Annotated in this window: 18 protein-coding genes; 14 read left to right on the top strand and 4 right to left on the bottom strand. The window is 60.3% G+C overall.

The window, feature by feature from the left end:
* Positions 1 to 47 precede the first annotated feature (47 nt).
* The 3 genes from IB234_RS18070 to flgA all read right to left on the bottom strand — a co-directional run bounded on the left by IB234_RS18070 (position 48) and on the right by flgA (position 1798).
* Positions 48 to 515 (bottom strand): flagella synthesis protein FlgN, encoded by a 468-nt coding sequence (locus tag IB234_RS18070; protein ID WP_192320481.1) that lies wholly within the window; start codon positions 513 to 515, stop codon positions 48 to 50.
* A gap of 49 nt (positions 516 to 564) precedes the next feature.
* Entirely contained in the window at positions 565 to 906 is a 342-nt protein-coding gene (flgM, locus tag IB234_RS18075) for a flagellar biosynthesis anti-sigma factor FlgM (protein WP_192320483.1), read from the bottom strand.
* 133 nt (positions 907 to 1039) lie between these two features.
* Positions 1040 to 1798: a flagellar basal body P-ring formation chaperone FlgA gene (flgA, locus tag IB234_RS18080; RefSeq protein ID WP_192320485.1), complete on the bottom strand. Its 759-nt coding sequence runs from the start codon at positions 1796 to 1798 to the stop codon at positions 1040 to 1042.
* Positions 1799 to 1878: 80 nt separating this feature from the next.
* Between flgA and IB234_RS18085 the strand changes: the two genes are divergently transcribed.
* The 13 genes from IB234_RS18085 (at position 1879) to IB234_RS18145 (ending at position 15502) form a co-directional block, all read left to right on the top strand.
* Positions 1879 to 2811 (top strand): chemotaxis protein CheV, encoded by a 933-nt coding sequence (locus IB234_RS18085; protein ID WP_192320487.1) that lies wholly within the window; start codon positions 1879 to 1881, stop codon positions 2809 to 2811.
* Between the two features lie 43 nt (positions 2812 to 2854).
* On the top strand, positions 2855 to 3682 hold the full coding sequence (cheR, locus tag IB234_RS18090) for a protein-glutamate O-methyltransferase CheR (protein WP_192320490.1): 828 nt from the start codon (positions 2855 to 2857) through the stop codon (positions 3680 to 3682).
* Between the two features lie 235 nt (positions 3683 to 3917).
* The gene (gene flgB, locus IB234_RS18095) at positions 3918 to 4325 is read left to right on the top strand and encodes a flagellar basal body rod protein FlgB (protein ID WP_192320492.1); all 408 of its coding nucleotides are present in this window, start codon (positions 3918 to 3920) and stop codon (positions 4323 to 4325) included.
* A 14-nt stretch (positions 4326 to 4339) separates the two neighbouring features.
* The gene (flgC, locus tag IB234_RS18100) at positions 4340 to 4783 is read left to right on the top strand and encodes a flagellar basal body rod protein FlgC (protein WP_192320494.1); all 444 of its coding nucleotides are present in this window, start codon (positions 4340 to 4342) and stop codon (positions 4781 to 4783) included.
* Between the two features lie 23 nt (positions 4784 to 4806).
* On the top strand, positions 4807 to 5478 hold the full coding sequence (flgD, locus tag IB234_RS18105; protein WP_192320496.1) for a flagellar hook assembly protein FlgD: 672 nt from the start codon (positions 4807 to 4809) through the stop codon (positions 5476 to 5478).
* Between the two features lie 43 nt (positions 5479 to 5521).
* On the top strand, positions 5522 to 6883 hold the full coding sequence (flgE, locus tag IB234_RS18110) for a flagellar hook protein FlgE (protein ID WP_192320498.1): 1362 nt from the start codon (positions 5522 to 5524) through the stop codon (positions 6881 to 6883).
* 191 nt (positions 6884 to 7074) lie between these two features.
* On the top strand, positions 7075 to 7818 hold the full coding sequence (locus tag IB234_RS18115; protein WP_192320500.1) for a flagellar basal body rod protein FlgF: 744 nt from the start codon (positions 7075 to 7077) through the stop codon (positions 7816 to 7818).
* Positions 7819 to 7864: 46 nt separating this feature from the next.
* Positions 7865 to 8650: a flagellar basal-body rod protein FlgG gene (gene flgG / locus IB234_RS18120; protein ID WP_192320503.1), complete on the top strand. Its 786-nt coding sequence runs from the start codon at positions 7865 to 7867 to the stop codon at positions 8648 to 8650.
* 59 nt (positions 8651 to 8709) lie between these two features.
* Positions 8710 to 9423, top strand: coding sequence for a flagellar basal body L-ring protein FlgH (gene flgH, locus IB234_RS18125; protein ID WP_192320505.1), 714 nt, complete (start codon positions 8710 to 8712; stop codon positions 9421 to 9423).
* A 14-nt stretch (positions 9424 to 9437) separates the two neighbouring features.
* Positions 9438 to 10538, top strand: coding sequence for a flagellar basal body P-ring protein FlgI (locus tag IB234_RS18130; RefSeq protein ID WP_192320507.1), 1101 nt, complete (start codon positions 9438 to 9440; stop codon positions 10536 to 10538).
* A gap of 11 nt (positions 10539 to 10549) precedes the next feature.
* Positions 10550 to 11701: a flagellar assembly peptidoglycan hydrolase FlgJ gene (gene flgJ / locus IB234_RS18135; protein WP_192320509.1), complete on the top strand. Its 1152-nt coding sequence runs from the start codon at positions 10550 to 10552 to the stop codon at positions 11699 to 11701.
* Between the two features lie 10 nt (positions 11702 to 11711).
* The gene (gene flgK, locus IB234_RS18140) at positions 11712 to 13766 is read left to right on the top strand and encodes a flagellar hook-associated protein FlgK (RefSeq protein ID WP_192320511.1); all 2055 of its coding nucleotides are present in this window, start codon (positions 11712 to 11714) and stop codon (positions 13764 to 13766) included.
* 32 nt (positions 13767 to 13798) lie between these two features.
* The gene (locus tag IB234_RS18145) at positions 13799 to 15502 is read left to right on the top strand and encodes a flagellar hook-associated protein 3 (RefSeq protein ID WP_225580669.1); all 1704 of its coding nucleotides are present in this window, start codon (positions 13799 to 13801) and stop codon (positions 15500 to 15502) included.
* Positions 15503 to 15566: 64 nt separating this feature from the next.
* Here IB234_RS18145 and IB234_RS18150 read toward each other — a convergent pair whose 3' ends face one another.
* Positions 15567 to 15938: a DUF3597 domain-containing protein gene (locus tag IB234_RS18150; protein ID WP_192320513.1), complete on the bottom strand. Its 372-nt coding sequence runs from the start codon at positions 15936 to 15938 to the stop codon at positions 15567 to 15569.
* Positions 15939 to 16156: 218 nt separating this feature from the next.
* Between IB234_RS18150 and tig the strand changes: the two genes are divergently transcribed.
* Positions 16157 to 17470, top strand: a complete 1314-nt coding sequence (gene tig / locus IB234_RS18155) for a trigger factor (protein WP_192320515.1) — start codon at positions 16157 to 16159, stop codon at positions 17468 to 17470.
* Positions 17471 to 17527 lie beyond the last annotated feature (57 nt).

Below are 17527 nucleotides of genomic sequence, written 5' to 3' on the forward strand. Positions count from 1 at the left end.
CATACTGGCATATTGCCGGCATGTCCCCCGTGCTTGTTATTATGGGCTCAGGCCTGGCTGAGCGGGCGTTGCTGCGCGATTCTAGCGGCGCCGCCGCGGCTGTCATAGAGCCCTGGTGTGTCTCCTCCGCGAAGGATACCGAGCACGCTCTTGAGCGAGGCCTGATTGGCGCGGATGAGGCGGCCGTTGCGCTGATTGGCCTCTCTGCACTTTTCCAGCAGTTGGCCCAGTTCGTCGCTGCGGGCGAGCAGTTCGGCACCATCTGGGCTACGGGAGGCTAGCGTTTCCAGCCCAGCACGGTCGGCGCTCAGCTGTTGCTGGTCGAGCAGTTTTGCACGAGCAGTCCCATGCTGATCGAGCAGACCGAGGAGGGGAAGTTTTTCACCGAGTATCTGTTCCAGGCGCGGCAGGTCGCGTTCGCCCATGGCCTGGAATTCGGTGTCTATGAGCTCAAGCAGGCGTTGTGCCGTGCCGATATCATCGATAAACAGTTGCAGCAGGTCGTTGTTTTGCATCGCGGGCTCTGGGGATCGGGCGTCCAACACCCCCAGCGCAGCCCTTGGACTAGCGCTGGGATTCGAAATCGAGCAGCTTGCCGGCGACGCGCTTGGCATCGACCTGGTAGCTGCCATCGGCGACGGCCTGCTTCAGTTTGGCGACGCGCTCTTTGTCCACGGTCGGCAGGTCGCGCAGCTTGTCGCTTACTTTCTGCAGCTGCTGAGCTTCACGACTGAGCTGCACGGACTCGCCGGTTTTGCCGGCGGCGGCCTGCTCGGTCGCAACCTGGGGTGCGTTCGGCAGCGTGCTGCTGGCGGCCTCGTTACGGCCGCTGGCCTGTGCATTGCCTGCGCGCCCGCTGTTGGCGGGGTTGGCGGCATTGTTCAGCCGGTTGAAGTCGATAACCATGTTGTGAACCTCTGACGGTATCTGGACGCTTGACTGGGTTGTCGGCCGATTCCGTCGAAACTTTAGGGCGCAAATGTGTGCGTCGTTTAACAGTGTAGGAAATCGTCGAGAGTTTGCGCTACAAGAATCGTGCCTACATCTCCACCTCCACTTGGCCGGGCCCGATGATTCTTGCTCGCACCACCCGTTTGGAGCTGAGATTCCGCACACTGATCTGCTGGCCAAGAGTGCCGTCGGACAAGGCCTCGCCTTGCACGCGCACGTTGATGCCTCCGGCTCGTGCGGCAATCACCACCTGATCGCCTCGCTTCACGCTTTCTGCCAATTGCAGCATGACAGGGGTCACCACCTGGTCCGCCTGAACAGGGCGCGTCAGTTTTCTGCCGATTACCTGCTCTGCGTCTGCTATGTAACCTCTTCCGAGCATGCCGATGTCCTGCTCGATCATGGCCATGTCCGTTGGGCCTATGACGCTTCCACGCTTGAGGGGCGTCTTCAGCACGGCCACTGGTCGAAAGATGCGAACTTGCGCAGGGACAAATACGGTCCACGGCGTACTGCCTTCGCAACTGACACGAACGGTAACCCGGCCTATCGGCTGTGCGGGGCTTTCCAGCCTCTGCGTCAAATCGCTGTCGCAGGCTGCGAGGCGCAGCCGTGGGTCGAGAGTGTTTACCTGAATTTCATGGCGCGCGGGGATTTCGCTACGCTCCAGATAGTCTTCTACGGTGAATTCAAGAAAGCCTTCGGTGGCGCCGATAAGCTCTTCGGGCAAAGTAAGCTCTGCGGCATGCGGCTGGCTGTAGCCGAATACGCCTAAAGCGGGTAAAACACCGGCGAGCAAAAGGCTTTGTGCCATCACGCGTCGGAATAGTGTCGTAAGTATGTTCATGCATCTTACGAAGCAAGGCCCGTGCCGCCTGCTAGGCTTTGGCAGAGTGCACGGCAATACGAACATTAAGGAGTCTGGGCATGGCCGGACTATTGGACTCGGTTAACCAGCGCACGCAGCTGGTAGGGCAGAACCGCCTTGAGCTTTTGCTATTCCGCCTGGACGGATCGCAGCTCTATGGCATCAACGTGTTCAAGGTGAAGGAGGTACTGCAGTGCCCCAAGCTCACCGTCATGCCCAAGTCCAGCCGGGTGGTGCGGGGCGTGGCGAATATTCGAGGCGGGACTATTCCGATTCTCGATCTGGCGTTGGCTACCGGTAGATCGGCGCTGGACGACATCCATAACAGCTTCGTGATCATCACCGAGTACAACACCAAGGTGCAGGGCTTCCTGGTGCGCTCGGTCGAACGCATCGTCAATATGAACTGGGAAGAGATTCATCCGCCACCCAAGGGCACTGGCCGAGACCACTACCTGACGGCGGTCACTCGGGTCGACAAGCAGCTTGTCGAGATCATCGACGTTGAGAAAATTCTCGCCGAGGTTGCTCCGATGTCGGAGGCGATATCGGAGGGTGTGGTGGATGTCGAAACTCAGGCTCGTGCCGTATCCAAAAGGGTACTGATCTGCGACGACTCCTCCGTTGCGCGTAAGCAGGTTTCGCGGTGCCTTGAGAGCGTCGGAGTGGAGGTGGTTGCCCTCAATGACGGCCGGCAGGCCTATGATTACCTGCGCAAGATGGTGGAAGAGGGCAAGAGTCCGGCCCATGAGTTCCTCATGTTGATCTCCGATATCGAGATGCCGGAGATGGATGGCTACACCCTGACAGCGGAGATTCGGTCCGATCCGAGGATGCAGAACCTCCATGTGATTTTGCATACTTCATTGTCCGGCGTGTTCAACCAGGCAATGGTGAAGAAAGTTGGGGCGGATGACTTCCTTGCGAAGTTCCGCCCGGACGAACTTGCTTCCCGTGTTGTTGAGCGCATACGGGCAGCTGATGGGGGCTGAGAGCTCTGCTCTCGGTTGAATCATGTTTGGTGAGGCGGCATTAGTGTCTTCAGGCAATTTGGATTTCGAGCAATTCCGGACCTTTCTGGAAAAGGCCTGCGGCATTCTGTTGGGCAGCAATAAGCAGTATCTGGTCTCCAGTCGCCTCAACAAGCTGATGGAGCAGCAGGGAATCAAGACTCTCGGTGAGCTGGTGCAGAAGATGCAGGCCCAGCCCCGCGGAGGGCTGCGCGAGCAGGTGGTGGACGCCATGACCACCAACGAGACCCTGTGGTTTCGCGATACCTATCCCTTCGAGGTGATGAAGAATCGTGTGCTGCCAGAGCTGATCAAGGCCAATCCCAATCAGCGCCTGCGCATCTGGTCGGCGGCTTGCTCCTCGGGGCAGGAGCCTTTTTCGCTGTCGATGACCATCGATGAGTTCGAGAAGACCAACCTCGGCCAACTCAAGGCGGGGGTGCAGATCGTTGCCACCGATCTTTCCGGGTCGATGCTGGCGAACTGCAAATCAGGGGAGTACGACAGCCTGGCGATGGGGCGCGGTCTTTCGCAGGATCGGCTACAGCGCTATTTCGACCCCAAGGGGCCAGGTCGCTGGGCGGTGAAGGCACCGATCAAGAGCCGCGTGGAGTTTCGTGCGCTGAATCTGCTGGAAAGCTATGCGGCGCTAGGCAAGTTCGATGTGGTGTTCTGCCGTAACGTGCTGATCTATTTCTCCGCAGAGGTGAAGAAGGACATCCTCACACGCATCCATGCCACGCTGAAGCCTGGTGGGTACCTGTTCCTCGGTGCCTCGGAGGCTCTCAACGGACTGCCGGACCTTTACCAGATGGTTCAGTGCAGTCCGGGGATCATCTACAAGGTGAAGTGAGCTTCGTTTGGAGCATTCGACGGGAGGCCTTGAGCCTCCCGTTTTCGTTTGCGCAGCGGCAATGCCTGTCGCCGGCTTTGCCGCTTGCCTAGGCGGCAAGCGGAAAACCTTTGCCGCTTGCCGCATTCAGGCTCGTCGTATTCATCTCAACATGCTGAATTTATTGAATAAATTAAGTTGGCATGGCCTTTGCTGAATGTCTGGCATGACGCCCACACGGCAAAGGTTACAGATCATGAGCATCAGCTTCGCAAACGCACTCGGTATCCATGAAACGGCCCTCGGCTTCCGCGCCCAGCGCGCCGAGGTCCTGGCCAGCAACATCGCCAACGCCGATACCCCGCACTACAAGGCTCGTGACCTGGACTTCGCCGCCGTGCTCGCCGAGCAGAATGACAAGCAGGGTGGAAAACACTTCGGCTTGAGCCGGACCAATAGCCAGCATATTGCCGCTGACGGGATCGAGCTTGCCGATCCGGCGTTGCGCTACCGGACTCCGTTCCACCCATCCATCGATCAGAACAGCGTCGATATGCAGCAGGAGCAGGCCAACTACGCCGAGAACGCGGTGCAGTTCCAGGCCAGCTTTACGCTGCTGAACAGCAAATTCAAAGGGCTGGTTGGCGCCCTGCGCGGCGAATAAGGGAGACCCCGAACATGTCACTCTCCAGTGTTTTCAATATTGCCGGTACCGGCATGAGTGCCCAGAGCACTCGTCTGAATACCATCTCCAGCAACATCGCCAACGCCGAGACCGTCTCGTCGAGCATCGATCAGACCTATCGCGCACGCCACCCCGTGTTCGCCACCGTGTTCGAGTCGACCATGGAGGGCGACCGCGGATCGCTGTTCGCCGATCAGGACCAGCCTGGTCGAGGCGTCCAGGTGCTTGGGGTGGTCGAGGACCAGAGCAGCTTGATGCCCCGCTACGAGCCGAACCACCCAGCGGCCGACGAGAAGGGCTACGTGTATTACCCGAACGTCAACGTGGTCGAGGAGATGGCCGACATGATTTCTGCCAGTCGTGCCTTCCAGACCAACGTGGAAATGATGAACACCGCCAAGCAGATGATGCAGCGTGTACTGACCCTGGGCCAGTAACCCGGTTAGCGAGGAGTTGAGGGATGAGCAGTGTAGGCGGCGCCAGTTCGATACTGGATCAGTACCAGATCAAGCCGGAAACCAAGCAGAACAAGGATCTTGGCAAAAACGAGTTCCTCGAGCTGCTGGTGGCCCAGTTGAATAACCAGAACCCGCTGGAGCCGCAGGAGAATGGCGAGTTCATCGCCCAGCTCGCGCAGTTCAGCCAGGTAGAGGGTATCGAGAAGCTCAACACCAGCATGGGATCGCTGCTTTCGGGCTACCAGTCCTCGCAGGCGCTGCAGGCTTCCTCGCTGGTCGGGCGCAAGGTGATCGTGCCGGCAGACAAGGCAGTGGTCGATACCAGCGAAACCTTCAAGGCGAGTCTGGTTCTGCCGGTCAGCAGCAGCAACGTCTATGTCAACGTCTACGACAGCACCGGGAAAGCAGTGAATCGCGTCAATCTCGGCCAGCAGGCGGCCGGAAATGTGAGCTTCATGTGGGACGGCAAGGATTCGAGCGGCAATCTCATGCCGCCGGGTACCTACAAGTTCGAGGCTCAGGCGACCTATCCCGACGGCACCAAGGGGCTCTACACACTGCTGCCGGCGAATGTGGACAGCGTTGTTCTCGGGCAGAACGGCAGTGAAATGAAGCTCAACCTGGCAGGCATTGGTGCAGTACCTCTGTCCCAGGTTCAAACAATCGGTCAATAACCCCAGGCTGTAAGCGCCGGCAGTAACGGCGAAGGAGCATTCCATGGCTTTCAACATCGGTCTCAGCGGTCTGCGGGCAGCCACCAAAGACCTCAATGTCACCGGCAACAACATTGCCAACGCCGGTACTGCAGGGTTCAAGCAGTCCCGCGCGGAGTTTGCTGACGTCTATGCCGCGTCGATGCTCGGTACCGGCAAGAATCCCCAGGGCAGCGGTGTGCTGCTGGGGGATGTCGCCCAGCTCTTCAACCAGGGCAACATCAACTACACCCAGAATGCGCTGGACATGGCGATCAACGGTAACGGCTTCTTCCAGGTCAGCAACAACGGGGCGCTGAGCTATACCCGTGCGGGCTACTTCGGTACCGATCGCGATGGTTTCATCGTCGATAACTTCGGCTACAACCTGCAGGGCTATACGGTCGATGCCAATGACAACCTGCAGACGGGCGTCATCGGCAACCTGCGCATCCAGACTGCGAGCCAGGAGCCAAAGGCTACGTCGACCATGACGCAGACCTTCAACCTCAACTCGACGAACGTGGCGCCGACCACCACTCCGTTCAACCCGGCCGACCCGACGACCTACAACTCCTCCACGTCGACCAACATCTACGACACCCAGGGCAATGCCCACGTGCTGACGCAGTACTTTGTCAGGAATCCTCAAACGACGCCGCCCAACAACAGCTGGACCATGCATGTGCTGATTGACGGGCGCAATCCGGAGAATCCCGAGACCATCGTCACTCCCGGCACACCGCCTACTTACGATAACGGCCCGGGCACCGTGCCGTTCACTGCCACGCTCAACTTCAGCGAGTCGGGGCAGTTGCTGAGCACCGCTTCTACCGACTTCACTATCAATACAGATGGAACGATGCTCCTCAACAACTGGTCTCCCGCCGCTCCGGACAAGTCCACTCCGCCCATCTGGAGCGAGAATGGCGCGGTTCAGAGCCCGGAGTTCCTGACCATGGACTTCCGTCGTGCCACCCAGTTCGCCAGCGCGTTTGCCGTTACCAGTGTGAGCCAGAATGGCTACACCACGGGCGAACTGGCTGGTCTGGAGGTTGATGACACCGGCATGATCTTCGCCCGATACACCAATGGCCAATCCAAGGTGCAGGGGCAGGTCATCCTGGCCAACTTCGCCAACATTCAGGGGCTGACGCCGATAGGCAAGACCCAATGGGTCCAGTCGTTCGAGTCCGGCGAGCCTGTGCGCAACCCGCCGGGTTCTGGGACGCTGGGTGTGGTGCAGGCGGGAGCGCTGGAGGATTCCAACGTCGAGCTGTCGGATCAGTTGGTCAACCTGATCGTTGCCCAGCGTAACTACCAGGCCAACGCCAAGACCATCGAAACCGAGAGTGCCATCACTCAGACCATCATCAATCTGCGTTGATGGGAGCGAGCTTGCCGGCGGCGGCAAGTTCTCGCCGGAAAACCCACGCAAAAAAACTCCTTCGGGAGTTTTTTTGTTTTTACTTCAATAAAAACAGTTAGATAGATTTTTTCTTGGTGGTTGGCACGGCTATTGCTGAAAGGCAGGTATCGAATGATTTGCGGCGGAAAGCCGACCTGCGGAGCAAACCCATGGACAAGATGCTGTACATCTCCATGACTGGCGCCAGCCAGAACACCATGGCTCAGCGTGCCCACGCCAACAACCTGGCCAACATCTCGACTACCGGTTTTCACCGCGATTACGAGCAGGCGCGCTCCATGCCTGTTTTCGGCGACAGCTACCCGGCGCGGGTTTATGCGATGAGCGAACGGCCGGCGACTGACTTCACTCCCGGCTCGTTGCAGGAAACCGGCCGCGAGATGGACGTAGCGATCGAAGGGCAGGGCTGGATTGCCGTTCAGGCTCCCGGCGGTGGCGAGGCCTATGTGCGTACCGCCAGCCTGCAGATCGATGCCCTTGGCCAGTTGCGCACCGGCAACGGTTTGCCGGTGCTAGGCAACGGCGGGCCGATTGCCGTGCCGCCGGAGCAGAAGGTCGAGATCGGCCAGGACGGCACCATCAGCATTCGCGCCCTCGGCGAGGCCCCCAGCGTGATGGCCGAGGTGGACCGCATCAAGCTGGTCAATCCGGATCCGAAGACCATGGAGAAGGGCACCGACGGTCTCATTCGCGTCAAGGGCGCCACCGGGCCGGTTGCCGCCGATGCCGCTGTCCGCCTGACATCCGGCTTTCTCGAGTCGAGCAACGTCAACGCTGTCGAGGAGATGACCGCGATGCTGTCGTTGTCCCGCCAGTTCGAGCTGCACGTGAAGATGATGCGCACCGCCGAAGAAGATGCGTCGGCCATGGCACGGGTCATGCAACTCAGCTAATCACCAATGCGAAGCGCCATGAAATCGGCGCTCGAGGAGAATGAACATGCTTCCTGCACTCTGGGTTGCGAAAACCGGTCTGTCCGCCCAGGACATGAACCTGACCACCATTTCCAACAACCTGGCCAACGTCTCGACCACTGGCTTCAAGCGTGATCGTGCCGAGTTCGAGGACCTGCTGTACCAGATCCGTCGTCAGCCCGGCGGCCAGTCCACCCAGGATAGCGAGCTGCCCACCGGCCTGCAGCTGGGTACCGGTGTGCGCATCGTCGGCACTCAGAAGATCTTCACCGCTGGCAGTCTGCAGACCACCGAGCAGCCGCTGGACCTGGCGGTCAACGGTCGCGGCTTCTTCCAGGTCCTGATGCCGGACGGCACCGTGGGCTACACCCGCGACGGTAGTTTCCACCTGGATTCCGACGGACAGATTGTCACCTCCAGCGGTTTTCCGCTCGAACCAGCCATTGTGCTGCCGGCCGAGGTGCAGACGTTCACCGTGGGTGAAGATGGCACCGCGTCGGTCACCACCGCCGGCAACCCGGCTTCCCAGGTGATCGGCAACATCCAGACCGCCGACTTCGTCAACCCGGCGGGCCTGCAGGCAATCGGCAACAACCTGTTTCTGGAGACCGCCTCCAGCGGCGCTCCGCAGGTCGGGACCCCGGGCCTGACCGGCCTCGGCACCGTGTTGCAGAACACCCTGGAGAACTCCAACGTCAGCGTGGTGGAAGAGCTGGTCAACATGATCACCACCCAGCGCGCCTACGAGATGAACTCCAAGGTGATCTCCACCTCGGACCAGATGCTCTCCTTCATCACGCAGAACCTTTAATGCCGCGGGCGCCCTAGGCGCCGGCAACTAGCAATACGAACGCCGTGAGGTAAGTGGTTATGAACCGGCCGATGATTCTTCTCTCCCTGCTGGCCTGCGTGGTCCTCAGTGGCTGCGTCGCGCCTGCGCCCAAGCCGGACGATCCCTACTACGCTCCTGTGTTGCCACGCACTCCGCTGCCGGCTTCGCAGAGCAACGGCGCCATCTACCAGGCCGGTTTCGAGACCAACCTGTATGACGATCGCAAGGCCTACCGGGTCGGCGACATCATCACCATTACCCTCAGTGAGCGGACCCAGGCCAGCAAATCGGCTGGCTCGGACATGTCCAAGAACAGCAGTGCCGATATCGGCCTGACCTCGCTGTTCGGTGGCGCGGTGTCGTTGAACAATCCCAACTCCAGCCTCAACCCTCTGAAGACCGATGATCTCAGCCTGGATGCCGGCTACAGCGGTACCCGCGCCACGAAGGGTGATTCCGGTGCTAATCAGAGCAATAGCCTGTCTGGCTCGATCACCGTCACTGTTGCTGAGGTTCTGCCCAACGGCATCCTGGCCGTGCGTGGGGAGAAGTGGCTGACCTTGAATACCGGTGACGAGCTGGTGCGCATCGCCGGCATGGTCCGCGCCGATGACATCGCCACCGACAACACGGTGTCCTCGACTCGCGTGGCGAACGCCCGCATCACCTATTCAGGCACTGGCGCCTTCGCCGATGCCAGTCAGCCTGGGTGGTTCGACCGGTTCTTCATGAGCCCGTTGTTCCCGTTCTGAGCAGGTAGCCGATCATGAAACGACTGATTTCCGCCTTTTGCCTGCTGCTCGCCGCCAGCACCGTACAGGCCGAGCGCCTGAAGGATCTGGCGAGTATCCAAGGCGTGCGAACCAACCAGTTGATCGGCTACGGCCTGGTGGTTGGCCTCAATGGCACGGGTGACCAGACCACCCAGACCCCATTCACCCTGCAGACCTTCAACAACATGCTGGCCCAGTTCGGCATCAAGGTGCCGACCGGTGGCGGCAACGTGCAACTGAAGAACGTTGCGGCGGTGTCCGTGCATGCCGAGCTGCCGCCCTTTGCGAAGCCGGGGCAGGTGATCGACGTGACCATCTCCTCGATTGGAAACTCCAAAAGCCTGCGTGGCGGCAGCCTGTTGATGACGCCGATGAAAGGTATCGACGGCAACGTCTACGCCATCGCCCAGGGCAACCTGGTGGTCGGCGGCTTCGACGCCACCGGTGGCGACGGTTCGCGCATCACCGTCAACGTACCGTCGGCCGGGCGTATTCCCGCTGGTGCCACGGTCGAGCGCCCGGTGCCGAGCGGATTCGATCAGGGCAACAGCCTCACTCTGAACCTCAACCGCCCGGACTTCACCACGGCGAAGAACATCGTCGACCAGATCAACGGCATGCTTGGTCCAGGCGTAGCCCAGGCCATCGATGGCGGCTCGATCCGTGTCAGCGCGCCGCTGGACCCGAACCAGCGCGTGGATTACCTGGCCGTGCTGGAGAACATGCAGATCGAGGCTGGCAAGGCCGCTGCCAAGGTCATCATCAACTCGCGTACCGGCACCATCGTCATCGGTCAGGACGTCAAGGTGCAGCCAGCCGCCGTGACTCATGGCAGCCTGACAGTGACTATCACCGAAGACCCCATCGTCAGCCAGCCCAACGCGCTGGCGGGCGGGCAGACGGCTGTCGTGCCGCGCTCGCGAGTGGACGCTGAGCAGGAGGCCAAGCCGATGTTCAAGTTCGGCCCCGGCACCTCGCTGGACGAGATCGTGCGGGCAGTCAACCAGGTGGGCGCCGCGCCGTCCGACCTGATGGCCATCCTCGAGGCGCTGAAGCAAGCCGGCGCCTTGCAGGCTGACCTGATCGTGATCTGACGGAGGCGACCATGGATTCCAGACTCGCAGCCGGCCTCGATAACGGCGCCTACACCGACCTGAACCGGCTCAACCAGTTCAAGGTCGGCGGCGACACCGAGGGCAACATCAAGAAGGTTGCCCAGGAGTTCGAATCGCTGTTCCTCAACGAAATGATGAAGTCCATGCGCAAGGCGAACGAGGTGTTCGGCGAGGACAACTTCATGAACAGCAACGAGAGCAAGACCTATCAGGACATGCACGACCAGCAGCTGGCGGTCACCCTGTCGAAGAACAACGGCGGTATCGGGCTGGCCTCGGTACTGGAGCGCCAGCTCAGCCAGATGAAGAGCGGGCCGAAGCGGGTCAATCCGTTCGCCCAGGTCGAGTCGCCGAGCGCCACTGCGCGCGCCGGCGCCTTCAAGCCGGCGGGCGAGGGCGGTGCCGCCCGTGATGACTCTGCGCTGCTCAACCAGCGCCGCCTGAGTCTGCCGAGCAAGCTAACCGATCGTCTGCTGGCTGGCATTGTTCCGGCTACCGAAGGTCAGCCGCTGTCCGGCAGTGACTGGGTCCCCGCGCAGGCCAAGGCCGTTGCCGATGGCAAGCCTCTGAGCCTGGGCGACAGCGATGCCATCAGCGGCCGCCGCGTCGCTCAGCCGCCACTGGCCAAGGGTAAGTCGGCTTTCGCCTCGGCGGCCGAGTTCGTGGAGACCATGCTGCCTCTGGCCGAGGAGGCTGCGCAGAAGATCGGCGTCGATGCGCGTTATCTGGTGGCCCAGGCCGCGCTCGAAACCGGCTGGGGCAAGTCGATCATTCGTCAGTCCGACGGCTCCAGCAGCCACAACCTGTTCGGCATCAAATCCCATGGCGGCTGGGAGGGTGATTCGGCACGCGTGCTGACCACCGAGTACCAGGGGGGCAAGGCGGTCAAAGAGGCTGCCTCGTTCCGCGCCTACGACTCCTACCAGCAGAGCTTCAACGATTACGTGAGCTTCCTGCAGGGCAATGGCCGCTACCAGGACGCGCTGGCGGTGACGGATAAACCCGAGAGTTTCGTGCGGGAGCTGCAGGAGGCGGGCTACGCCACCGATCCCCAATACGCTCGCAAGATCGCGCAGATCGCCCGGCAGATGCAGACCTATCAGGCTGTAGCGGCCGCCGACAGCCCGACCACAAGGACCTGAGAGCTGAATCATGGCTGACTTGCTGAATATTGGCCTCTCCGGCCTGGCTGCGTACAAGACGTCGCTGGCGGTAACAGGCCACAACATCACCAACGTCAATACGCCCGGCTATTCCCGGCAGGACACGGTTCAGGCGACGCGTATCCCGCAGTTCAGCGGTGCCGGCTATATCGGCTCGGGTACCACGCTGGTCGACGTGCGACGCATCTACAACGAGTTCCTGACTACCCAGGTTCGCAGCAGTACGGCGCTGAACAGCGACGTATCGGCCTACCTGAACCAGATCAACCAGCTCGACTCGTTGCTGGCAGGCAGTACTACGGGTATCACGCCAGGGTTGCAGAAGGTCTTCGCCGCTCTGCAGACCGCTGCGGAAGACCCGGCCAACATCCCCGCACGACAGCTTGTTCTGTCCGAGGCGGAGGGGTTGGCCAAGCGCTTCAACACGATCTACGACCGGCTGTATGAACAGAACGCGTTCATCAACAAGCAGCTCTCGGCGGTCACCGATCAGGTCAACCAACTGGCCACTTCCATCGCCGGATACAACGATGCGATCGCTGTTGCCCAGGCCAACGGTAGTCAGCCCAACGACCTGCTGGATGCTCGGGAAGAGGCGGTACGCAAGCTCTCCGAGTTCATTGGCGTCACCGTCGTGCCTCAGGAAGGCAGCGGCTACAACATCTTCATCGGCTCCGGGCAGCCGCTGGTAGTGGGGGCCAATGCATCCCGACTGGAGGTGGTGCCAGGTCAGTCGGACCCGCTTCGCAGCGAGATCCAGTTCATCAGTGGAAACTCCCGGCAGAATGTCACGTCATTGATTACCGGCGGCGAGATGGGGGGGCTGATCCGCTATCGCCAGGATGTTCTGGATACATCGCTGAACTCGGTAGGCCGCATGGCGATGTCGATCTCCGACCAGATCAACCGACAGCTGGGGCAGGGGCTGGATCTCAATGGCCAGTTCGGCAACGAGCTGTTCAGGCCGCTCAATGATCCTGTGCTGCTTTCGCAGCGCAGCCTGGCACGGGTGGGCAACAGCAATGCGATGGCCAATCTCAATGTCACCATTACCGATACCACGCAGCTGACCACCAGTGACTACGAGGTGGAGTTCACCAGCGCCACTCAATACGTGGTGCGCCGGACCTCCGACGGCACACTGTTCCCGCCGAGCCCAGGCAGCTTCGATATCACCACCGTTCCGGCGCCCGAGGTGGACGGCTTCTCGCTCGGCCAGATGACCGGTAGCACCTTCGCAGCGGGTGATCGCTTTCTGGTGATGCCGACCCGTAACGCCGGCAGCCACATGCGGGCTGACATGAAGAAGCCGGAGGAGTTGGCCTTCGCCGCTCCCCTCAAGGCCGAGACCAGTCCTGCCAATATCGGTACCGGAAAGATCTCCCAGCCGACGCTGGCCACTGAAATCGACATCTACGATCCGGTTGCACAAGCCAATCTGGAAACCAGCCTGCGCAACGCCCCGCCGTTACGTATTGTCATGGGGGCGGGCGGCGGCGCTACCCAGACCTACGAGGTCGTTGATGTCGACGGCAACGTGATCGATACCGGCTCCATCGTCCCGGGGCAGAACAACGCCATCACCATCAACGTGCCGGCCTCGGCAGGCCCGCCCCCCGTACCTGCGGCGTTCGATTACGAGGTGACGATCAGCGGCCGGCCGGAAGCCGGGGACAATTTCTCGGTGTCGTTCAATACCAAGGGTGTTTCCGACAACCGCAACGGTCTGAAACTGGTCGACCTGCAAAACAAGGCGGTCATTGGTGTCAATCCTTTGGCTCCTGATACCACTGGTGCCAGTTTCACCGACTCATACGGCGATCTGGTCGAAAGAGTGGGAACTCTCACCAGTCAGGCACGTGTCGATGGTGAAGCCACAGGCGCGATTCTTAAGCAGGCAACCGACAATCGTGATTCCGTGTCGGCGGTGAACCTGGACGAAGAGGCCGCCAAGCTCATTCAGTTCGAGCAGTACTACCAGGCATCCGCGCAGATCATTCAAGTTGCGCGTAGTCTGTTCGATACTCTGATCAACTCGTTCTGACGGGTTGTCGCCAGGGCCCGGAGGCCAGATTCATGGTAATGCGCATATCTTCTGTTCAGGCATTCAACAACGGCGTATCCGGCCTGGGCCGCAATTACGCCAACCTGATTCGCACGCAGGAGCAGATCAGCAGCGGCAACCGGATTCTTACGCCTGCCGATGATCCGGTTGCTTCGGTGCGCTTGCTGCAGCTCGAGCAGCAGCAGGCCGTGCTCAGCCAGTACAAGGGTAATCTGACGGCTGCAAAGAACAGCCTGACCCAAGAGGAAACCACGCTCGATTCGGTAAACACCGTTTTGCAGCGGGTGCGGGAGCTGGCGGTAAGGGCCGGTGGCGGGGCGCTGTCCGCGGAGGACCGTCGCTCCATCGCTACCGAGCTGGAGCAGCGCGAAGCCGAACTGCTCAACCTGATGAACAGTCGCAATGCGCGCGGCGAATACCTGTTTGCTGGAAACCTGGGCAAGACCGAGCCGTTCATCCGGAACCCTGATGGCACCTATTCCTATTTCGGTGACGAGGGCCAGCGCAGCCTGCAGGTGGCGAGTTCCACCAATGTGGCGATCAACGACAACGGCAAGCGCCTCTTCGAAGACGTGACCAATGCCAACCGACTGCAGAGCAACGGTGGCGTCAATAATGCGGCCCTGCCCACCCCACCGTTACCGGCGACGACCATTCCTGCAGTGCCGGCGAACGAGCAGCGGGTATTCGTCTCCCCTGGGCTGGTCGAGGACAACAAAGCCTTCAATTCGGAGTTCCGCAGTGGCGAGCCTTATTCGCTGGCGTTCGTCAGTGGCAAGGAGTTTCGTATCTACGATGCCTCGGGCGCCGATGTCACCTCGGAGATTCCGGGGGGCGGCCAGATCGACCCGCTGGCAAGCGGCGGCAATACCATCAACTTCCGTGGCATGCGCTTCCAGCTCGATGTCGTGCTCAAGGAAGGCGACAACCCCTTGGATCTGGATGGGCTGCTGGCGGATACCGCTACACCCGGAACGCCTGGAGCCGGCACGCATAGTTTCACGTTGCAGTCTGCGCCGACGGAGTTTGCTGTAACGCGCTCTTCGACCAACGCCTCCTCGGCTGTGGTGTCTGGTGGCACGGTGGACGATGCGGTCAACCCGACGCATGCCCCGCTCACCAACCAGCAGGTGTTTGATCGGATGTTCCCGACCTCCGGGGTGCTGTTGCGCTTCAATGGCACGGATTTTGACGTGTATTCCCAGCCCTACAGTGCGGGCAATCCGGTCCTGACCACTGCGCCGATCACCGCGGGACCGCCTGACACCGTCAATGTCTTCGGCGCTACGTTCGAGGTGAACGGGACGCCGGGTGTGGGGGACGATTTTGGTGTGAAGCCGCAGTTTCAGGAACAACGCAGCATTCTCAACACCATCTCGCGCTTGCGTCAGACCTTGGAGTCTTCGCCCACCTCGCCAGCCGGCAATCTGGCGATAAGGGATGAAGTGGCGATTGCGCTCAAGAATCTGGACAACGGAATGGGCAATGTCCTCGAGGTGCAGACCGAGATCGGCGCCAGGCTCAATCTCATCGATACCACCGAGGTCGATAACGAAGATGTCACGCTGGTGAACAAGGCTGTTCAGGCTGACCTGCGTGAGCTGGACTATGCTGAGGCGCTATCGCGGCTATCGTTCCAGACCATCATTCTTGAGGCTGCGCAGCAGAGCTACGTGAAAATCGCCGGGCTGAACCTCTTCAATCAGCTGCGCTGACGGGGCTGTCTGGCTGAGGGCTTAGGGCGGGAGATGGCGAGGAGGGAACTCCTCGCCATCTGTTTCAGTCGAGCAGCTCGGGCGGTACGTTGCCACCGTTGTCCGCCAGCTTCTGCAATACGGCCTTGTGCAACCACATGTTCATCTGCGCGGAGTCGGCCATCTTGTCGGCAGGGCAGCCCAGCTCCGTCGCCAGTTCTTTGCGCGCGGTCAGGCTGCTGTCCAGACCGAGCAGTTTGAGCAGATCCACTATCGATACTTTCCAGTTGAGCTTTTCCGGGTGCTTGGCTGCCTTGGATTCGAGTACGGCTGTTACATCCACCGTCGGGGCCGTCTCAGTGGGTGCGGCGGGTTGAGGCGTTGCGCTCGGTGCTTCGGCGGCCTGCGCCTGTGAACCGAAACCGAGAGCGTCAAGAATCTTTCCAAAAAAGCTCATGGCAATACTCCTTATCAATGGAGTCTGGAGCATAGATCATGCATCGGCTTCATCTGGCATGGGTGATGGGTGCCTGGCAGGAGTTTTCTGCAGGCTGAGCGACCTGTCATCGTTTGTTCGATTTGCGCAGTGACTTATGCAATTCGACCCTCTAGAATGCTCGCCTTTGATTCTGGGGCCGGAACGGCCGGCTTATGTCTGTGCAACGAGGAATATCCATGCAAGTTTCTGTTGAAAGCACCTCCGCTCTCGAGCGCCGCATGACCATTGGCGTGCCGGCCGAGCGTATCGAGACCGAAGTGACCAAGCGTCTGCAACAGACTGCCCGTCGTGCCAAGGTTGCTGGCTTCCGTCCCGGCAAGGTGCCGATGAACGTTATCCGCCAGCGTTATGAAGACTCCGCTCGCCAGGAAGCTCTGGGCGATCTGATCCAGGCTACCTTTTACGAGGCCATCGTCGAGCAGAAGCTGAACCCGGCAGGTGCCCCGGCCGTCGAGCCGAAAACCTTCGAGAAGGGCAAGGACCTCGAATACGTCGCCACTTTCGAAGTATTCCCGGAAATCCAGCTGGCCGGTTTCGATGGCATCGAAGTCGAGCGCCTGCAGGCTGACGTGAACGACGCCGACGTCGATAACATGCTGGAAATCCTGCGTAAGCAGAACACCCGTTTCGAAGCTGTTGAGCGTGCTGCCGAGAATGGCGATCAACTGAACATCGACTTCGTTGGCAAGATCGATGGTGAAGCCTTTGCCGGTGGTAGTGCCAAGGGCACTCCGCTGGTGCTGGGCTCAGCTCGCATGATCCCAGGCTTCGAAGATGCCCTGGTTGGTGTCAAGGCGGGTGAAGAGCGCGTGATCAACCCCACCTTCCCGGACGACTACCAGAATCTGGAGCTGGCCGGTAAGACTGCCGAGTTCACCGTAACTGTTAATAGTGTTTCGGCCCCTCAACTGCCGGAGCTGAACGACGAGTTCTTCGCTCTGTTTGGCATCAGTGAAGGCGGTCTGGAAGGTTTCCGCGCCGAAGTTCGCAAGAACATGGATCGCGAACTGCGTCAAGCCATCAAGTCCAAGGTGAAGAACCAGGTAATGGAAGGTCTGCTGGCCGCCAATCCGGTCGAAGTGCCGAAGGCCCTTATCGGTAACGAAGTCAACCGTCTGCGCGTGCAGGCCGTTCAGCAGTTCGGCGGCAACATCAAGCCGGACCAGCTGCCGGCTGAGCTGTTCGAGGAGCAAGCCAAGCGCCGCGTAGTGCTGGGTCTGATTGTTGCTGAAGTGGTCAAGCAGAGCGAACTGAAGGCTGACGAAGCCCGCGTTCGCGAGCTGATCGAGGAAATGGCTTCCGCCTACCAAGAGCCGCAGCAAGTCGTGGCCTGGTACTACAAGAACGATCAGCAGCTGAACGAAGTGCGTTCGGTTGTACTGGAAGAACAAGTTGTAGATACTGTTCTGCAGAAGGCCAACGTGACCGATAAAGCGGTCTCCTACGAAGAAGCGGTCAAGCCGGCGGAAGCCCCGCAAGCAGCAGCCTGATCCCTCGCCTCGTTCGAGCATAACCATAAGCCAGCCTTCGTGCTGGCTTATGCGTCT

Source organism: Pseudomonas sp. PDM16 (assembly GCF_014851865.1).
In the GTDB taxonomy this organism is placed as follows: Bacteria; Pseudomonadota; Gammaproteobacteria; order Pseudomonadales; family Pseudomonadaceae; genus Aquipseudomonas.